Origin of the sequence: Streptomyces sp. NPDC048057, from assembly GCF_040653095.1 — a bacterium.
Classification (GTDB): Bacteria; Actinomycetota; Actinomycetes; order Streptomycetales; family Streptomycetaceae; genus Streptomyces.
On the sequence record NZ_JBEZNF010000014.1, the window covers coordinates 82,062 to 97,783 of the forward strand.

Here is a 15,722-nt window from a genome sequence, read left to right on the forward strand (position 1 = left end):
GAGCGGGGCTCCCTTCAGCGAGACGGGACGGGGGGTGGGTCAGCCGGGATCACTCCCGGCGTCGGGCGCCGATATCGGCGCCGTCACCCCCGCTCCGAGCAGGTCGGCGGCCTCGCCCCGCAGAATCCACGCGGGTGCGGCCAGGCTGACCGCGGCGAGGAACGCGATCGGCCGTCCGATCCCCTCGCCCTTCTCGCGCCGGTGCCGTGCCCGGCCGCGGCGTTGTCCTTCCGGTTTCGTGCTCATATCGGCCTCCGGCTTCATGACCAGGAGTCAGGAGGCAGCCTTCCGCCGGATGGGTTCGGGGCTGCCGTGGCTGCCGACCGGTCCCCGCGGGGTCGTGTTCCGCGGGGCCACCGGTCGGCGTGAAAAACAGCCAACTACCTGGCACAGCCCCGGAAGAGGACCCACGATGTAACCCCGCGTAGCTCCGTGTAACCCAGCCGGAAGGCCCAACGGTCATGGACCACGACCAGAGCCGTATCGACCATCACGCCATCGCCGCCGCGTGCGCCGAACGCGGCTGGGGTCCCACCAAGCTGGCCCGGGAACTCGGTATCGCCGCAGGCCACGGCCCCGGCGGGATGAGCCGGCAGTACGCGCGCAAGCTCCTCAGCGGCGACCGCAGACCCGGACCTCACTGGATGCCCCACGTCAGCCGCGTCTTAGGACTCGATCAGAAGACCGGTTCCTCCGACCCCGGGGCCGGACACGTCGATACCGTGGAGTCGGTCCTGGCCCTCGGGAGGAGCGGAAACGTGAACCGTCGCGGCTTTCTGACTACCTCGGGCGGCGGAGCGCTCGCCTTCCTCGGTGTCCCCGATACCGAAGCCGTCACTCGCCGGGTCCGCTCCGCAAACGGCGGTGTCAAGGTCGGCCACGGGGAGGTGGCGGCCGTCTGGCAGATGGCCCAGGTTCTGGGCGCCAACTCCGCCGAGTACGGTGGCGGCTACGTCCGCCATCTCGCGGTCTCTTACCTCATCCACAACGTCGGTCCCTGGCTGAACGGCCGCTACACCGAAGCCACCGGCCGCGCCCTTTTCGCGGCCACCTCCCGACTCGCCCATCTCATCGGCTGGATGAGTCAGGACGAGGACGACGAAACTGCCGCCCGCGACTACTACGTCCACGCCTACCGACTCGCCGACGAGGCCGGAGATGCGGAACTCGCCTCGACCGCCCTGCGGGGGCTGACCGCTCAGGCTATGGAAGCCGGGCCCCGCTACCGCGGACGGGCCCTCGCTTTGGCGGAGGGGTGCGTCGCCCGGTCCATGGGGATCAGCGACCTGCGGGCGCGGGCCTACTACGAGGTCACCCTCGCCGAAGCCGCCGCCCTCGACGGCGACCACCGGCTCGCCACCCGCACCCTGGCCTCATCCCAGACCCATATCGAGCACAACCCCGGTGCCCCCTCGGGCACCTCCTGGGCGTCCCACTTCACCATCGGGCGCTGGTCCCACGTCTCCGGCATGATCCTTGCCCAGATGGGCGATCTGACCGGTGCCCAGACCCAGCTCCACCAGTCCCTCGCCGTCCACGGCCTCGACAGCCGCCGCAGCCGCGCCAACGTCCTCGGCCAGCTCGGCGCTCTCCACCTCCGCCAAGGCGACCTCAACGGAGCCCTCACCGTCTGGACCCGGTTCCTGGACGCGGCCGAAGGAGTCCAGTCTGCCCGTGTCCGCGACTCCGCCCAGGACCTGAGCGCCCGCCTCGCTCGGTACCCCAACGACACCGACGCCCGTAACCTCACTGACCGAGCAGCCGCCTACCTGGCTGGGAAACCCTGAAGAATCTTGATCACCAAGAAACTTCGGAGTACCAGCAGGATGTGCTTTTCCACTGGGGCTGCGGTGCATGCAGGGCATCGCTCTCGGCCCTGGTCGAAGGGGCACTGCGGCTACTGGCGTTCATGTCGCCCCTGTTGGCGACCACAACTTAGAAGGGAGGATCGTCACTGCTCTCCGCAGTGTTGAACAGATTGTCGCTCTCCCTCTCGTTTACTTCGGGCTCAGCCTCCGGAACGTGCTTCTTCAACATGATGAACTTGGGAGACTTGCCACCATCCTCGCGGGCAATCGAGGTCCACTGGCCCGGGTACAGCTGGTCAACGGCCTGCTTGACCAGGCTGTTTCCCCAAGCGAAGGCCGAACCGTCGCGCTGGGCGTACGCTGGCGCCTTCTCAGCCAAAAAGTACGCAACCCGGCCCCATTTGATGCCACGGGGAGTGTCGATCATCTTGTGAAACTCGCTTTTGTTGTCCCGCAGGTGGACGATCGCGATCGCGCTATCGTCCACCGCCAGATCTTCCCCTGCCACCTCGTTTGTAGCGCCCTGGGGGTGGGTGGCGGCGAGACTGGCGGATGCGGCCCGCGCTTCGGACCGCCGTTCTTCAACGGCGGTCCGGGACTGGGCGGCGAAGCTGTCAGGAGCTGAGAGCGAATAGTCGGGGTCGGCCATCGCGTAAGAGTCCTCGAAACTGAGGACACGTACAGAGACGGGGTAAGGGCGCGAATGGCGGTCGGTGCCGGGTGCGCTGGACCAGTAGATGCCGTTGCCGACAAGTGGCTCGTTGAGAAGAGTGGCTAGCAGGTCCTCGGAGAAATGGGCATTGGCCTTCTTCAGGGACATCAGGTCTCCCTGCGAAAGCAGGTGGAAGACGAAGAAGTTGTCGCCCTGGCTGAGGAGTTCCTGCGGAAGACTCCCCGGCTGTTGCGTGATGAGGAGGGCACCGAGGTCGTACTTACGGCCTTCCTTCACCCAGGAGACGAAGGGGCCGTCCTCGCTCTGACTGGAGCCACCGAGGACTGACTGAGCCTCCTCGATAACGGCAATGGTGGGGATGGACTTGGGGTCGGCCTCGGTGAACTGGTTCTGGTTGTGCTCGAAGATGTCGCCAAGGATCACGCCAGCGAGCTGAAGTCCCTGAGAGCCGCGCATCTGGGAGATGTCCACCACACAGAGCTTGCCCTGGGACAGGCAGTCCTTCAGAGCGCTCAGGAGCTGGCTGTCCGGGTCGTGGAGCGCGTTGACGACACGGGCCATGTTGCCGATGGCGGCGTTTGTCTCAGCCTCCTGGCCGGGGTCGAGATGAAGGATCTCCCGGACCTTGTCGCGGTCCGCGCCGTACTTGTCGCGGTAGATCAGGTCGACGAGCCGGCTCCACCGGGGTCCGTCGAGGGACTTGAGCTTGACGACGTTCTGCTGGTCCTGCTTCTCAGGCGGCAGTGCGATACCGAGCACACGTGATGCCTGCAGTTCCTTGATGTTGAGCTTGACGCCGTTGACGACGAACGACTGGTAGAAGTCGCTAGGGCCCTTGCGGTTGGTGAAGACCACCAGCTTGTCCCGCAAGTGCGGCACATCGCACAGGGCGGGGCGGCCCTTGAAGTCGGGCCAGAAGTACTCGCCGTCCGGGTCGAAGATGACAGTGCCGACAGGGGCTTCACCAGAGCGGCGTGGAACGGTGGGCTGGTTTTCGTACAGAGCGGAGAAGAGCAGCTTGACGAGGTTCGACTTGCCGAAGCCGGCCCGGGCGAAGACAAAGCTGCGGCGGGCGACGAGCTTGTCGATCTGGAAGGTCGGCATGATCGCAGGATGCTGGATCTGCATCCAGGAGGTGTCGCCCACGCGCTTGTCGTTGCCGGCATAGACGAATTCACCGAAGGCGAGGTAGCCGATGGGTACCGAGCCGTCGTCGGTGTCCTTGGCGTTGACGACCTCGGCGAGCAGGTCGTCACCCAGGAGGGCGACCTGGGCTCCGACATGCGGGAGGCGTCGGTGGCTGGGTACGAAGATGTGCTTGTCGCCCTCCATGCGGAGAACGCCCAGGATGCGGATGTCGACCTTGTACTTCAGGTAGCGCTCGCGCAGCTCGTCGGGGATGGGGCGCTGGTCGCGCACGGCGCGGGTGGCGTAGTCCTCACCAATGGGGGAGACCAGACGCCCCTGGGAGGAGATGGTGGTGATTCGCCCGAGGATGGCCTCACGCTCGTGTTCGAGCTGGACAAGGACGAACTGGCCGTGCATGGCCATGGTCTGGAAGTCGTCGTGGTGCGGCAGGACGAGATCGGCGTGGAACTCCATGCCGCTTTCGGAGAAGCCGCGGAAGGTGCCGACGACTTTGTCGCGCTCGAACAGGCTCATGACGGGTTCTTGCTCCACAGTGCGCGGGGTGGACAGAAAGAGGTGTTACTCGTAGCGGCGCGCTGCCACGTCGGAGGCCAGCCGCAGGGCGTCGATGACTGGGGCCTTGTCTTCGCCGACCTGGTTGCGGACGGCGTCGACGAGCTGGTCTTCGATGATGTCCATGTCCAGATCGGCGACGCGGGAGAAGCTGTCGGCCTGCTGGATGCAGTTCGGATAGAGCGGGATCGGGAAGCCGGCCACCGCGTCGGCCTGTAGGTAGCCGAAGATCGCCTGGGCTTCCTTGTCCTGGCGGGCCATGACGTCCACGGTCCAGATGGGGTCGCCGGAGTATGGGCCGAAGCGGACGAAGTACATCGAGCCGATGTTGAACTTCGGCTTCTCGCCCTTGGATTCGTCGTCAATGCCCCTTGTGTACTCGTCCCACAAGTACACCTCGTCCAGCATCTCCGAAGGAACCTTGGCGAAGCAGGCGGCGCCGTTGTCGAACACTCCGGACAGTGAGATCGCCAGCCGGTAGTACTCCAGGACCTGCGTCTTCTTCGCCAGTCCCACCAGCCACACCTTGCGGCGGTCGATGCGCCGGATCCGCTCGATGGCCTCGTACATCAGCTCGCCCATCTTCACGAACAGCTCACCGTGGAAGATCTTGCTGCGCAGCAGGCCGTCGCGGACGATCAGGGTGTCGACCGCGTAGTCGCGGTGGCAGATCAGGTCGTACAAGGTGGCCCACTCGCACAGATCCCGGAAGACCTGTACCCAGCTGGGCGACTTGCCGGACATCATCGGCGACAAGTCCTGGAGACGTTCGACGCCAAGGCCGTGCATCATCCTGCCGAGGGCGGTGCTCGGGCTTCCGTCTTCGTGGAACTGGCGTCGGCTGAGGGCGTCGATGTCGGCGATCGGGGAGACGACCTCCATGCACAGCTCCTTGCCGCTGGAGTCGACGACCCGGACGACCTGGAGGTAGAAGGGGTTAAAGGCGACCTTGTTGTTGCCGCCGTCGGAGGCCATGAGCGCGACCGACGTAGCTGCCCGGGGCTTGATCACCCGGACCTCGGAGCGGATGGCGCGAGACTGTTCGACCAGCTTGTCCAGCTCCGCGCGTCCAGCTTCGACCTGGTCGCCGATCAATTGCTTGAGCTGCTTGATCTGGTCCGCGTCGAACATGATTCTCCCCACGCCACGCTCGTGCTGTCGCAGGCGAGTGGTTCACTCGTCTGGCCCTCCACAGCATGGCACGAGGCACTGACAACACGTTACGAGTTGGGGTAGGTAACCGGGCTACCGATCAGCGGGCAAGCCCGACGAGATCGGCGACAAGATCGATCTCCTCAATGGCGGAGCCAGCCTTGCCGAACTGCTCAGCTTGTCGGGTGCGCTTGGGCGGGGTGCCGGCCTTGCGGACCTCCTTGACGAGCCACCCGGCCTTCGCCTCCCTCACGGAGGCCAGCAGCATCTGCTCCGGGTCGGTACGGGCCGAAGGCAGCGCCCCGAAGCGGATCGCGAGTCGGGCACCCTTGCGGCACCTGCGAGCGGAAGCGGCCCACACCTCGGCCAGGGCCTGGATGAACGCCTCCTGATTCGGCTGGCGGGCGATCTGTCCATGCGTACCGTAGGGAACCTCCGGAGGGCCGCCGAGGAACCACGACCGCAGCCATTGGTCCGCCACGTAGGTACGCATGCCGTAGTACGGGGGCGAGGTGACCACTAGATCGAACTTCTGTCGCAGGCCGTTGAGGGTCTCGACGGAGTCGCCCAGATAGACCTTCCCGCCACGAGCGATCGGAGCCGCGTCCAGCAAGCGCTTCGCCCGACGCTCGATAACCTCCAGAGCCGGGATGCGCACCGGCTCCATTTCGCGCTTGGTCCAGAACTTCACCGCATAGGCGGGCTTAGACGCGTACGTACGCGGCATCTGGTTCGACAGGTACGACGGGAGGTTTTTATTGCGCGGGCCATGCAGGATGCCCAGCATGACCGCCCGCAGCATTGCCGCCGTTGGCGTACTCATCCCCAATAGGGCTTCGCGTAGCGTCACAAGCTCGCATAGCGTCTCGCGCTCGAAACACCACTGCCAGAACTCGCCCTCGGGCACCTGGCCGCGCATCCCGCCATTGAGGATCTGCCGGGCCAGCCGAACCACTGCGGCGGGCGTGACCTGAATTAGCTTCGCCTCGGCGATAGCGGCAGCCACCGGATTTATATCGATACCTACAGATGGCAACCCCGCCAGGCGGGCGGCGTACAGCGTGGTACCTCGCCCACAGAACGGGTCCAACACCCGGGTGGCCTCCGGGCGGGCGGCGAGCTGCTGGAGCGGAAAGTCCAGCGGAAACATCGTGTAGTACGGACAAACGGCATTCAATCGCAGCACATCTTCAGGCCAGCTGGGGGAAGGGGCCGCCACCGTCACCGTCATGGGTGTAACCATACAGGTATAGTTACACCCATGCCACGAAGGAGGCTCGATCCTGCCGCCCAGCACCGCGGGCAGGTGCTTGCCTCCCGCCTGACGCAAGCCCGCCGCACATCTGGGCGCTCGGCCGAGGCTGTTGCCCGCAGTGCGGGTATCTCCGTCGAGACCGTCCGCAGCATCGAGAAGGGCCGTACATCCACGCCGGAGTTCTTTACCGTCGCTGCTCTGGCTACCGAGTTGGGCTTGTCGCTCGATGAGCTGTATTCCTTCGTTCGCCATCCCCCCTGTAGCGATCTATCTGCATCCGGCGCTCCCGATGTTGACGGCTCCGGTTGAGCTGCCTTTGCTGCTGCAGCAGCAGGCTCGCTGCCCATGGCCCCGACCGAACCGAAACTGGGCAACGCCCGCGGGTGCCGCGAATCGGTCCACCTCCGCCAGAGTGGTCTAGACGGCTCCCTCGCCGCCTGGACCTAGTTCCTGGGCGTTGCCAGCAGTGTCCGCTCCGCTCGCGTCCGCGACTCCGCCCTCGACATGCACACCCGCCTCGCCCGCTACCCCGACGCCCGGCACCTCGCCGAACGGGTAGCCGACCTCCTCGCCCAACAGCCCTGATGCCTGTGGGCCTGCCCGTACACGGGCAGGCCCACAGGCATCAGGAACGCGAAGGTTGTCAGATATGGACGATCTGGACTGCCGTGACGACCAGGAGCGGCGGGCCGCTGATGTAGTAGCGGACGATCGCGCCCGCGACCGTGGCCAGCCTCCTCGTCGGCTCCTGCCCCGGGCTCGCCGGGGTCGAGCCGTGACCGTACGGGTCCTTCGCCAGGGTCCGTTCCATGGCCCGGTCGAACTGGGCTTTGAACTGCGGGTTCATCCCCCGGTAGACCTTTTCGGCCTCGCCCGCGTACTGGATGCGGTACTGGCTCATCGCCCCACCTCCCCACGGGCGGCCAGGCGGGCCTCTTCCGCCTTCAGCTCCGCGATCAGCGCGTCTTCCGCCAGCAGGTCCTCCGGCGGGGTCGCCCAGCGCAGCAGGGCGTAGACCAGCTCGTGGCCCGGGGTCCGGGCGATCTCCGCCTCGAACTCCGCCCGCCGGTCCTCTTCCAGCGCGGCCCGGATGTCCTCGATCGTGGCCGGGAACGTCTTCGACCCCACCGGGAAGCCCGCCGAGTACACCGTGGGCGCGCTCTCGCCCGCCGCCTCGTCCAGCGGCGGATGCGACGGGGCGACCGGCTTCCCGTCCCCGTCCACCACCCCGGCGAAGTCCCCGGCCCTCAGACGACGGACCACCGGCCCGTCCACGGCTCCCGCCACAGGCGGCAGGGCCCAGTCGAGCACTGCGTACACGAGATGCTTCGCCGAGGTCCGGGCCACCGCGGCGTCGAACTCCGCCGCCTTCTCCGGCTCCAGTCCCGCACGGACGCCCTCTATGCTCGACGGCACCTCCACCCGCCCGTGTTCCAGCGGGATGCTCCACACCGGCCCCATGCCCGGACCTCGCCTTCCTCCACAAGTCATCGGAGCCCCCCACCGTAGGCCCCGGCCCGGGGCCCGAAACGGCCCGGCAGGTCGCCTCAACACGAACGAGTGACCCGGCATCACGGATCTGAGGACCCGCTCCAGCAAACGAACTTGCCTCACATGCCAGAAAGGCATTCAGTTCGATTACCTGCGGGAAGACTTGACAGCCCTAGATAAGAACCGCGGCCTGTGGCTTCGCCGCCCTCCTCTACGAAGTCGTCACCAGCGGGTGGGCGGCGAACGCCCTGAAGTCGATGATCGGCAGGGCCCTCGATGGGTCGTTCTGACCCGCGGCGCGCGGCGCGGGACCGGGGCGCGGTCACCGCGGAGGCGGCGGTCGCCATCCCGGCGCTGGTCGCCCTCACCGCGGCCCTGATGTGGGGCCTGATGGCCGTGGCGACGCACATCAGATGCGTGGACGCCGCCTACGTGGGGGCCCGGGCCGCCGCCAGGTCCGAGCCCCGGGCCACCGTGCTCGACCTGGCGCGGGCCACCGCCCCGGCGAAGTCCCGCGTCACGGTGACCCGCTCCGGGGACTTCTGGCGCGTACGGGTGGAGGCCGAGGCGCCAGGCCCCGGAGGTCTCGGGCTCACCCTGCGCGCCGGCGCGGCAGCCCTCACGGAGGACGGAGAAGTGCCATGACGCGGCATGCGCCACAGGACCTGGGTCGGGGCGGGTGCTCGGGGCGGGACCGCGGGTCGGCGACCGTGTGGGTGGCCCTGGCGGCGACGGTGGTCGGCGTGCTGTTCGGCGCCGTCTTCGCCCTGGGACAGGTGGTGAGCGCCCGTCACCGGGCGGGTGGCGCCGCGGATCTGGCTGCCCTCGCGGCGGCGGACCGTGCGCTCGAAGGACGGGAGGCGGCCTGCGCCGGGGCGCGGGCGGTCGCGGACGCCCAAGGCGCGGACGTGGTGCGGTGCGCCCTGGTGGGGGAGTTCGCCGAGGTCACCGCGCGCACCCGTGTCGGGCCCTACGCGCCGACTGCCCGGGCGCGGGCGGGGCCCGCGGTTCCGTGGGGTGCGCCGGAGGTCGTGGGGTTGCCGGGCCGCGTTCCGTCAGGGCGTGTCGTCGGGGGCGGCGCGCAGGAGTTGGGTGAGCAGCCGGATCGCGCCGCGCTTGTGGAGGGGCTCGTTGCCGTTGCCGCACTTGGGCGACTGGATGCAGGACGGACAGCCCGATTCGCACTCGCACGCGGTGATCGCTTCGAGCGTCGCACCGAGCCAGGCACGGGCCGTGTGGAAGGCGCGCTCCGCGAAGCCCGCGCCGCCCGGGTGGCCGTCGTAGACGAAGACCGTCGGGAGCAGGGTGTCGGGGTGGAGCGGCACCGACACGCCGCCGATGTCCCAGCGGTCGCACGTCGCGAACAGCGGCAGCATGCCGATGGACGCGTGCTCGGCCGCGTGGAGGGCGCCGCCGAGTTGCTCGGGGCCGATGCGCGCGGCGTCCACCTGGTCGTCCGTGACGGTCCACCACACGGCCCGGGTGCGCAGGGTGCGCGGCGGCAGGTCCAGCTTCGTCTCGCCCAGGACCTCGCCCGTGATGAGCTTGCGGCGCAGGAAGGAGACGACCTGGTTGGTGACCTCGACCGAGCCGTAGCACAGGCGCCCGTCGCCCCAGGGGACTTCGACGTCGGTGTCGAGCACGGAGATCGAGGTGGTGTCGCGGGCCGTCGTGGAATACGGCGGGACGGCCTCCTCCACCAGGGCCACCGCGTCCTCCAGGTCCAGCCGGCGCACCAGGTACGTACGCCCCTGGTGGAGGTGGACCGCGCCCTCGTGGACGGACGCGTGCGCGGCCGACTCGTCGACGGTGCCCAGGAGCCGGCCGGTGCCCTCCTCCACGATCTGGACCGGCTGCCCGCCCCCGCCGCGGATGTCCGTGAGGTCGGCGGCGCGCTCGCGCCGCGTCCAGTGCCAGCCCGTGGCGCGACGCCGCAGCAGCCTCGCCGCTTCGAGTTGGGGCATCAGTTCGGCGGTGGCCGGGCCGAAGAGCGCCAGGTCGTCCTCGGTGAGGGGCAGTTCCGCGGCGGCGGCGCACAGGTGCGGGGCGAGGACGTACGGGTTGTCCGGGTCCAGCACGGTGGACTCCACCGGCTGCTGGAAGAGCGCCTCGGGATGGTGGACGAGGAAGGTGTCCAGGGGGTCGTCGCGGGCGATCAGGACGGCCAAGGCGCCCTCGCCCGAGCGGCCGGCGCGGCCCGCCTGCTGCCACAGCGAGGCCCGGGTGCCGGGGTATCCGGCGATGAGGACGGCGTCGAGCCCGGAGACGTCCACCCCGAGTTCCAGCGCGGTCGTGGCGGCGAGGCCGAGGAGTTCGCCGGAGTGCAGGGCGTGCTCCAGGGCCCGGCGCTCCTCGGGCAGATAGCCGCCCCGGTAGGCGGCGACCCGGCGCGGCAGCGAGCGGTCGACCTCCGCCAGGTGCTCCTTGCTGATCACGGAGATCAGCTCGGCGCCCCGCCGGGAGCGCACGAAGGCGACCGTGCGGACGCCCTGCACGGTCAGGTCGGTCAGCAGGTCCGCCGTCTCGGCGGTGGCGGTGCGGCGCACCGGGGCGCCCTTCTCGCCGTGGAGTTCGGTCAGCGGCGGCTCCCACAGGGCGAAGACGAGTTCGCCGCGCGGCGAGGCGTCGTCGGAGACCTCGCGCACGGGCACCCCGGTGAGCCTTTCGGCCGCGACGGCGGGGGTGGCCGCGGTGGCGGAGGCCAGCAGGAAGACGGGATCGGCCCCGTAGCGCGCGCATATCCGGCGCAGCCGGCGCAGCACTTGGGCGACGTGCGATCCGAAGACGCCCCGGTAGGTGTGGCATTCGTCGATGACGACGTACCGCAGGGAGCGCAGGAAGGAGGACCAGCGCGGGTGGGACGGCAGGATGCCCCGGTGGAGCATGTCCGGATTGGTCAGCACGTAGGTGGCGTACTGGCGGACCCACTCGCGTTCCTCGACGGGGGTGTCGCCGTCGTAGACGGCGGGCCGGACCCGGTGGCCCAGCGGGGCCGCGAGTTCCTTCACGGCGCGGCACTGGTCGGCGGCGAGGGCCTTGGTGGGGGCCAGGTAGAGGGCCGTGGCGCCGCGCCCGTTGGGGGCCTCGGAGCCGTCGAGGACGGTGGAGAGCACTGGCGCGAGATACGCCAGCGACTTGCCGGAGGCGGTGCCGGTGGCGATGACGACCGAGTCCCCGTCCAGGGCGTGCTCGGCGGCGGTCGCCTGGTGCGTCCACGGGTGGTCGATCCCGGCCCGCTGGATGGCGTCGATCACTTCCGGACGGATGCGGTCCGGCCAGACGGCATGGCGGCCGGCTCTGGGGGGCAAGTGCTCCGTATGAGTGATGCGCGCGGCTCGGTTCGCCCTCGCGGCGAGCCGGTCGAGGACCTCACCGGGGGAGGGGCGGGTCTGCCCGCTCTCGGGTGGTCGTCTGGGACGGAGATTCTTGGCCATCGGCACCGAGTGTGTCACTGGCGTGACGGACAATGGTCCCAAGGCGTCGTGCATGGCTGCAGGTAAGTGATTGAATGCCATCGCGGCTGGCGACCGTCCCCCGGCTCCGCCGGGGAGACCTGAAGAGGGGGCGGACGCTCGATAGCAAGGTGCTGGAGGATCCGTGGACCTGTCCCTGTCGACTCGCGTTGTGTCCGGTCCCGCCGGCGACCGTACGGTCGTCGAGGTCGGTGGCGAGATTGATGTGTATACCGCGCCCAAGCTGCGCGAGCAGTTGGTCGAGCTGGTGAACGACGGCAGTTATCACCTGGTCGTCGACATGGAAGGCGTGGACTTCCTCGACTCCACCGGGCTGGGCGTGCTGGTGGGTGGCCTCAAGCGCGTGCGCGCGCACGAGGGCTCGCTGCGCCTGGTCTGTAACCAGGAGCGCATTCTGAAGATCTTCCGGATCACGGGCCTGACGAAGGTGTTCCCGATCCACACCACGGTCGACGAGGCGGTCGCGGCCGCTGACTGAGGTCGGTCCGCGGCTGTTCGCGAACACTGGAAGACCGCCGGTGGCACACGGGGCCGCCGGCACCACCGGAAATCGGGGGAGCCGGGCAGCCAGTCCGGGTGCCCCCGATAGGCCCGCCCGTACGTCCGAGGGGGATCTCATGACCACCGTCGAGCTTCGCTTCAGTGCCCAACCCGAGCACGTCAGGACCGCCAGATTGGTGGCGGCTGCGGTGGCGCGCCGGGCCGGGGTCGACGAGGCAGTGCTGGACGAGGTCCGGCTCGCGGTCGGCGAGGCGTGCAGTCGCGCCGTCGGACTGCACCGCAGCCACGGCATCACGTCGCCGATCAAGGTCGTGCTCACCGAGGAGGACAAGACGTTCTCCATCGAGGTGGGGGACGAGGTCTCCGGCGGTCCGGGCGGTGACGGTGCCCAAGGCGGCGCCGCGGGCCCGTACGGCGGCGTGGACGACGAGACCGACGGCGAGGACGACATGGGCCTCGCGGTCATCAGCGGCCTCGTCGACGACGTGGAGGTCTCCTCCACGGAAGAGGGCGGCGTGATCAGGATGAGCTGGCCGACGACCCCCGTGTCCGTCGGACCCTGATCTTCGAGCACCGAGCCAGGCCCCGAGCCGGGCCCCAGCTCCGACCTCCGGGCTTCCAAGCCGCAGCCCGGCGGCTCAGAACTCGGGCCCGGCCCCGGGCCGGCTCTGTGCGCTCTGTGACGTCGGCCTCCGCGGTTCTGAGGGCCCTGTGCCGTCACGGACCGCGACCTTGAGGGCGCAGCGCCTTAGACCGCCGCGCCTCGAACAGTCATGCCCTGAACCCCTGTGCCCCGGCTGTCGTGCGGCCAAGCGCCGTGCGGCCAGCAGCCGTGCCTGCAGGCTCCGAGTCTTTCCGGGCGTACCGAAGTCGCGGCGCGCGCCCGGAGCCGGGCGGCGGATGGCGCGATCGCGTCGAACCGGGGCGCCGGGCAGGTCGGACACGTCCGGACACGCCCCCTTCGAAAAGACCCTGCTGAGCAGGGTCTTTTTTCTTTTTCTCAGATCATTTCATAGATCATTGATCATGCGTCAACGCTTTCGCCCCATTACCTCTTTCGGGCGCATTTACGGAACCTGATCTTTTGTCGAGCGGCGCCTGAAGGTCACTTGTCATTTCTTGCACTCTGTTTTGATCAGGTTCCGCTCCCTACAATCCGTCCACATCTTGAGCTCTGGACGACGTCAAGGAGGACGAATGGCGGGGCTCTCCAATCTGGAAATGATCGATCACTCCACCTCTCTCTCGGCCGCGGTGCTCACCGACGACAATCGGATCATCGTGATCGTCATCGCCGTGGTCGCGGTGGCGGCGCTCGTCGTGGCCCAGCTGCTGGTACGCCAGGTGCTGACGGCCGGCGAAGGCACCGAGTCCATGAAGAAGATCGCGGCGGCGGTGCAGGAAGGCGCAAATGCCTATCTCGCCCGGCAGCTACGCACACTCGGCATCTTTGCCGTCGTGGTGTTCTTTCTGTTGTTCCTCCTGCCGGCGGACGACTGGTCGCAGCGCACCGGCCGATCTTTGTTCTTCCTGGTGGGCGCGATCTTCTCGGCGGCCACCGGTTACATCGGCATGCGGCTGGCCGTACGAGCAAATGTGCGGGTGGCCGCCGCCGCTCGTGAAGCGACCCCCGGCCCGGGCGAGCCGGAAAAGGATCTGACGGCGGTATCCCACCGTGCAATGAAGATCGCATTCCGTACCGGCGGCGTGGTCGGCATGTTCACCGTCGGCCTCGGTCTGCTCGGCGCCTCCTGCGTCGTCCTCGTCTACGCGGCGGACGCCCCCAAGGTGCTGGAGGGCTTCGGACTCGGGGCCGCTCTGATCGCCATGTTCATGAGGGTCGGCGGCGGCATCTTCACCAAGGCCGCGGACGTCGGAGCCGACCTCGTGGGCAAGGTGGAGCAGGGCATCCCCGAGGACGACCCGCGCAACGCGGCGACCATCGCCGACAACGTGGGCGACAACGTCGGCGACTGTGCGGGCATGGCCGCCGACCTCTTCGAGTCGTACGCCGTGACCCTCGTCGCGGCCCTCATCCTGGGCAAGGCGGCCTTCGGCGACGCCGGACTCGCCTTTCCGTTGATCGTTCCGGCGATCGGCGTGGTCACCGCGATGATCGGCATCTTCGCGGTCGCCCCGCGGCGCGCCGACCGCAGCGGCATGACCGCCATCAACCGCGGCTTCTTCATCTCCGCCGTGATCTCCCTGGCGCTCGTCGCCACGGCGGTCTTCACCTATCTGCCCTCTTCCTACGCCGACCTGGACGGCGTCACCGAGGCGGCCATCAAGACGAACGACGGCGATCCGCGCGTGCTCGCGCTCGTCGCCGTCGCCATCGGCATCGTGCTCGCCGCCCTGATCCAACAGCTCACCGGCTACTTCACCGAGACCAGCCGGCGCCCGGTCAAGGACATCGGCAAGTCGTCCCTCACCGGTCCCGCCACCGTCATCCTCGCCGGCATCTCCGTCGGCCTGGAGTCCGCCGTCTACACGGCGCTGCTGATCGGCCTCGGCGTGTACGGCGCGTTCCTGCTCGGCGGCGCGACGATCACGCTGGCGCTCTTCGCGGTGGCGCTCGCCGGCACCGGCCTGCTGACCACCGTCGGCGTGATCGTCGCGATGGACACCTTCGGTCCGGTCTCCGACAACGCGCAGGGCATCGCCGAGATGTCCGGCGACGTCGAGGGCGCCGGCGCCCGGGTCCTCACCGACCTGGACGCCGTCGGCAACACCACCAAGGCCATCACCAAGGGGATCGCCATCGCCACCGCCGTACTGGCGGCAGCGGCGCTCTTCGGCTCGTACCGCGACGCCATCGCCACCGCCGCGCGGGACGTCGGCGAGAAACTGGGCGACGGGGCACCCGTCAACCTGGTGATGGACATCTCCCAGCCCAACAACCTCGTCGGGCTCGTCCTCGGCGCCGCGGTCGTCTTCCTCTTCTCCGGTCTGGCGATCAACGCGGTGGCGCGCTCGGCCGGTGCCGTGGTCTACGAGGTGCGGCGGCAGTTCCGCGAGCACCCCGGGATCATGGACTACACCGAGAAGCCGGAGTACGGCCGGGTCGTCGACATCTGCACCAAGGACGCCCTGCGCGAACTGGCCACCCCGGGGCTGCTCGCCGTGCTCACCCCCATCGCCGTCGGCTTCTCGCTCGGCGTCGGGGCGCTCGGCGCGTTCCTCGCGGGCGCCATCGGCACCGGCACGCTGATGGCCGTCTTCCTCGCCAACTCCGGTGGCGCGTGGGACAACGCCAAGAAGCTCGTCGAGGACGGCCACCACGGCGGCAAGGGCAGTGAGGCCCACGCCGCCACCGTCATCGGCGACACCGTCGGCGACCCGTTCAAGGACACGGCGGGCCCCGCGATCAACCCGCTGCTCAAGGTGATGAACCTGGTGGCGCTGCTGATCGCACCGGCGGTCGTCCAGTTCAGTTACGGCGAGGACGCCAGCGACGGCGTCCGAGCGCTGATCGCGGGCCTCGCCATCGCCGTCATCGTCGGTTCGGTGTACGTGTCCAAGCGGCGCGGCATCACCGTCGGCGACGACGAACCCAGCGTCAAGGGCGCGGAGCACGGGGCCAAGTCCGCCGACCCCGCGGCCGTGCAGACGTGACGTGAGATAGGCACCCGGGAAGGCCGGGACAGCCAGGAGACCCGGGGCACCCG

Annotated in this window: 14 protein-coding genes and 1 pseudogene; 8 read left to right on the plus strand and 7 right to left on the minus strand. The window is 68.7% G+C overall.

The window, feature by feature from the left end:
• Positions 1–39: 39 nt before the first annotated feature.
• Complete coding sequence (locus AB0E05_RS18200) at positions 40–246, minus strand: hypothetical protein (protein ID WP_361964478.1); 207 nt, start codon at positions 244–246, stop codon at positions 40–42.
• A gap of 215 nt (positions 247–461) precedes the next feature.
• On the opposite strand from AB0E05_RS18200, the gene AB0E05_RS18205 reads away from it, so the two are divergent.
• A complete protein-coding gene (locus tag AB0E05_RS18205) occupies positions 462–1,787 on the plus strand; it encodes a tetratricopeptide repeat protein (protein ID WP_361964480.1) in 1,326 nt (441 codons plus the stop codon).
• A gap of 148 nt (positions 1,788–1,935) precedes the next feature.
• Here AB0E05_RS18205 and AB0E05_RS18210 read toward each other — a convergent pair whose 3' ends face one another.
• The 3 genes from AB0E05_RS18210 to AB0E05_RS18220 form a co-directional block, all read right to left on the minus strand.
• Positions 1,936–4,143 carry an ATP-binding protein gene (locus AB0E05_RS18210; protein ID WP_361964483.1) on the minus strand — a complete coding sequence of 736 codons (2,208 nt, stop codon included), beginning with the start codon at positions 4,141–4,143 and terminating at the stop codon, positions 1,936–1,938.
• A gap of 45 nt (positions 4,144–4,188) precedes the next feature.
• Positions 4,189–5,313, minus strand: coding sequence for a hypothetical protein (locus AB0E05_RS18215; RefSeq protein ID WP_361964485.1), 1,125 nt, complete (start codon positions 5,311–5,313; stop codon positions 4,189–4,191).
• Positions 5,314–5,434: 121 nt separating this feature from the next.
• Entirely contained in the window at positions 5,435–6,565 is a 1,131-nt protein-coding gene (locus AB0E05_RS18220; protein WP_361964487.1) for a site-specific DNA-methyltransferase, read from the minus strand.
• A 30-nt stretch (positions 6,566–6,595) separates the two neighbouring features.
• Between AB0E05_RS18220 and AB0E05_RS18225 the strand changes: the two genes are divergently transcribed.
• On the plus strand, positions 6,596–6,898 hold the full coding sequence (locus AB0E05_RS18225; RefSeq protein WP_361964489.1) for a helix-turn-helix transcriptional regulator: 303 nt from the start codon (positions 6,596–6,598) through the stop codon (positions 6,896–6,898).
• A 334-nt stretch (positions 6,899–7,232) separates the two neighbouring features.
• Here AB0E05_RS18225 and AB0E05_RS18230 read toward each other — a convergent pair whose 3' ends face one another.
• Positions 7,233–7,490, minus strand: coding sequence for a hypothetical protein (locus AB0E05_RS18230; RefSeq protein WP_361964491.1), 258 nt, complete (start codon positions 7,488–7,490; stop codon positions 7,233–7,235).
• Entirely contained in the window at positions 7,487–8,050 is a 564-nt protein-coding gene (locus tag AB0E05_RS18235; RefSeq protein ID WP_361964493.1) for a hypothetical protein, read from the minus strand. Before AB0E05_RS18235 ends, AB0E05_RS18230 begins: the two co-directional genes overlap by 4 nt.
• A 206-nt stretch (positions 8,051–8,256) precedes the next feature.
• Between AB0E05_RS18235 and AB0E05_RS18240 the strand changes: the two genes are divergently transcribed.
• From AB0E05_RS18240 to AB0E05_RS18250, 3 genes and pseudogenes are all read left to right on the plus strand, one after another.
• Positions 8,257–8,370 (plus strand): DUF4244 domain-containing protein, encoded by a 114-nt coding sequence (locus AB0E05_RS18240; protein ID WP_361964716.1) that lies wholly within the window; start codon positions 8,257–8,259, stop codon positions 8,368–8,370.
• On the plus strand, positions 8,357–8,725 hold the full coding sequence (locus AB0E05_RS18245) for a TadE family type IV pilus minor pilin (protein ID WP_361964495.1): 369 nt from the start codon (positions 8,357–8,359) through the stop codon (positions 8,723–8,725). The genes AB0E05_RS18240 and AB0E05_RS18245 overlap by 14 nt, the downstream gene beginning before the upstream one ends.
• Positions 8,722–9,072 (plus strand): annotated as a pseudogene (locus AB0E05_RS18250) (Rv3654c family TadE-like protein); the annotation flags it as partial. The gene AB0E05_RS18245 and the pseudogene AB0E05_RS18250, both read left to right, overlap by 4 nt.
• 63 nt (positions 9,073–9,135) lie before the next feature.
• Here AB0E05_RS18250 and AB0E05_RS18255 read toward each other — a convergent pair.
• Positions 9,136–11,595, minus strand: a complete 2,460-nt coding sequence (locus AB0E05_RS18255; RefSeq protein WP_361964497.1) for a DEAD/DEAH box helicase — start codon at positions 11,593–11,595, stop codon at positions 9,136–9,138.
• A gap of 82 nt (positions 11,596–11,677) precedes the next feature.
• Between AB0E05_RS18255 and AB0E05_RS18260 the strand changes: the two genes are divergently transcribed.
• The 3 genes from AB0E05_RS18260 (at position 11,678) to AB0E05_RS18270 (ending at position 15,669) form a co-directional block, all read left to right on the plus strand.
• Positions 11,678–12,031, plus strand: coding sequence for an STAS domain-containing protein (locus tag AB0E05_RS18260; RefSeq protein ID WP_361542645.1), 354 nt, complete (start codon positions 11,678–11,680; stop codon positions 12,029–12,031).
• Between the two features lie 139 nt (positions 12,032–12,170).
• Entirely contained in the window at positions 12,171–12,617 is a 447-nt protein-coding gene (locus AB0E05_RS18265; RefSeq protein ID WP_361964500.1) for an ATP-binding protein, read from the plus strand.
• Positions 12,618–13,251: 634 nt separating this feature from the next.
• On the plus strand, positions 13,252–15,669 hold the full coding sequence (locus AB0E05_RS18270; RefSeq protein ID WP_361964502.1) for a sodium-translocating pyrophosphatase: 2,418 nt from the start codon (positions 13,252–13,254) through the stop codon (positions 15,667–15,669).
• Positions 15,670–15,722 lie beyond the last annotated feature (53 nt).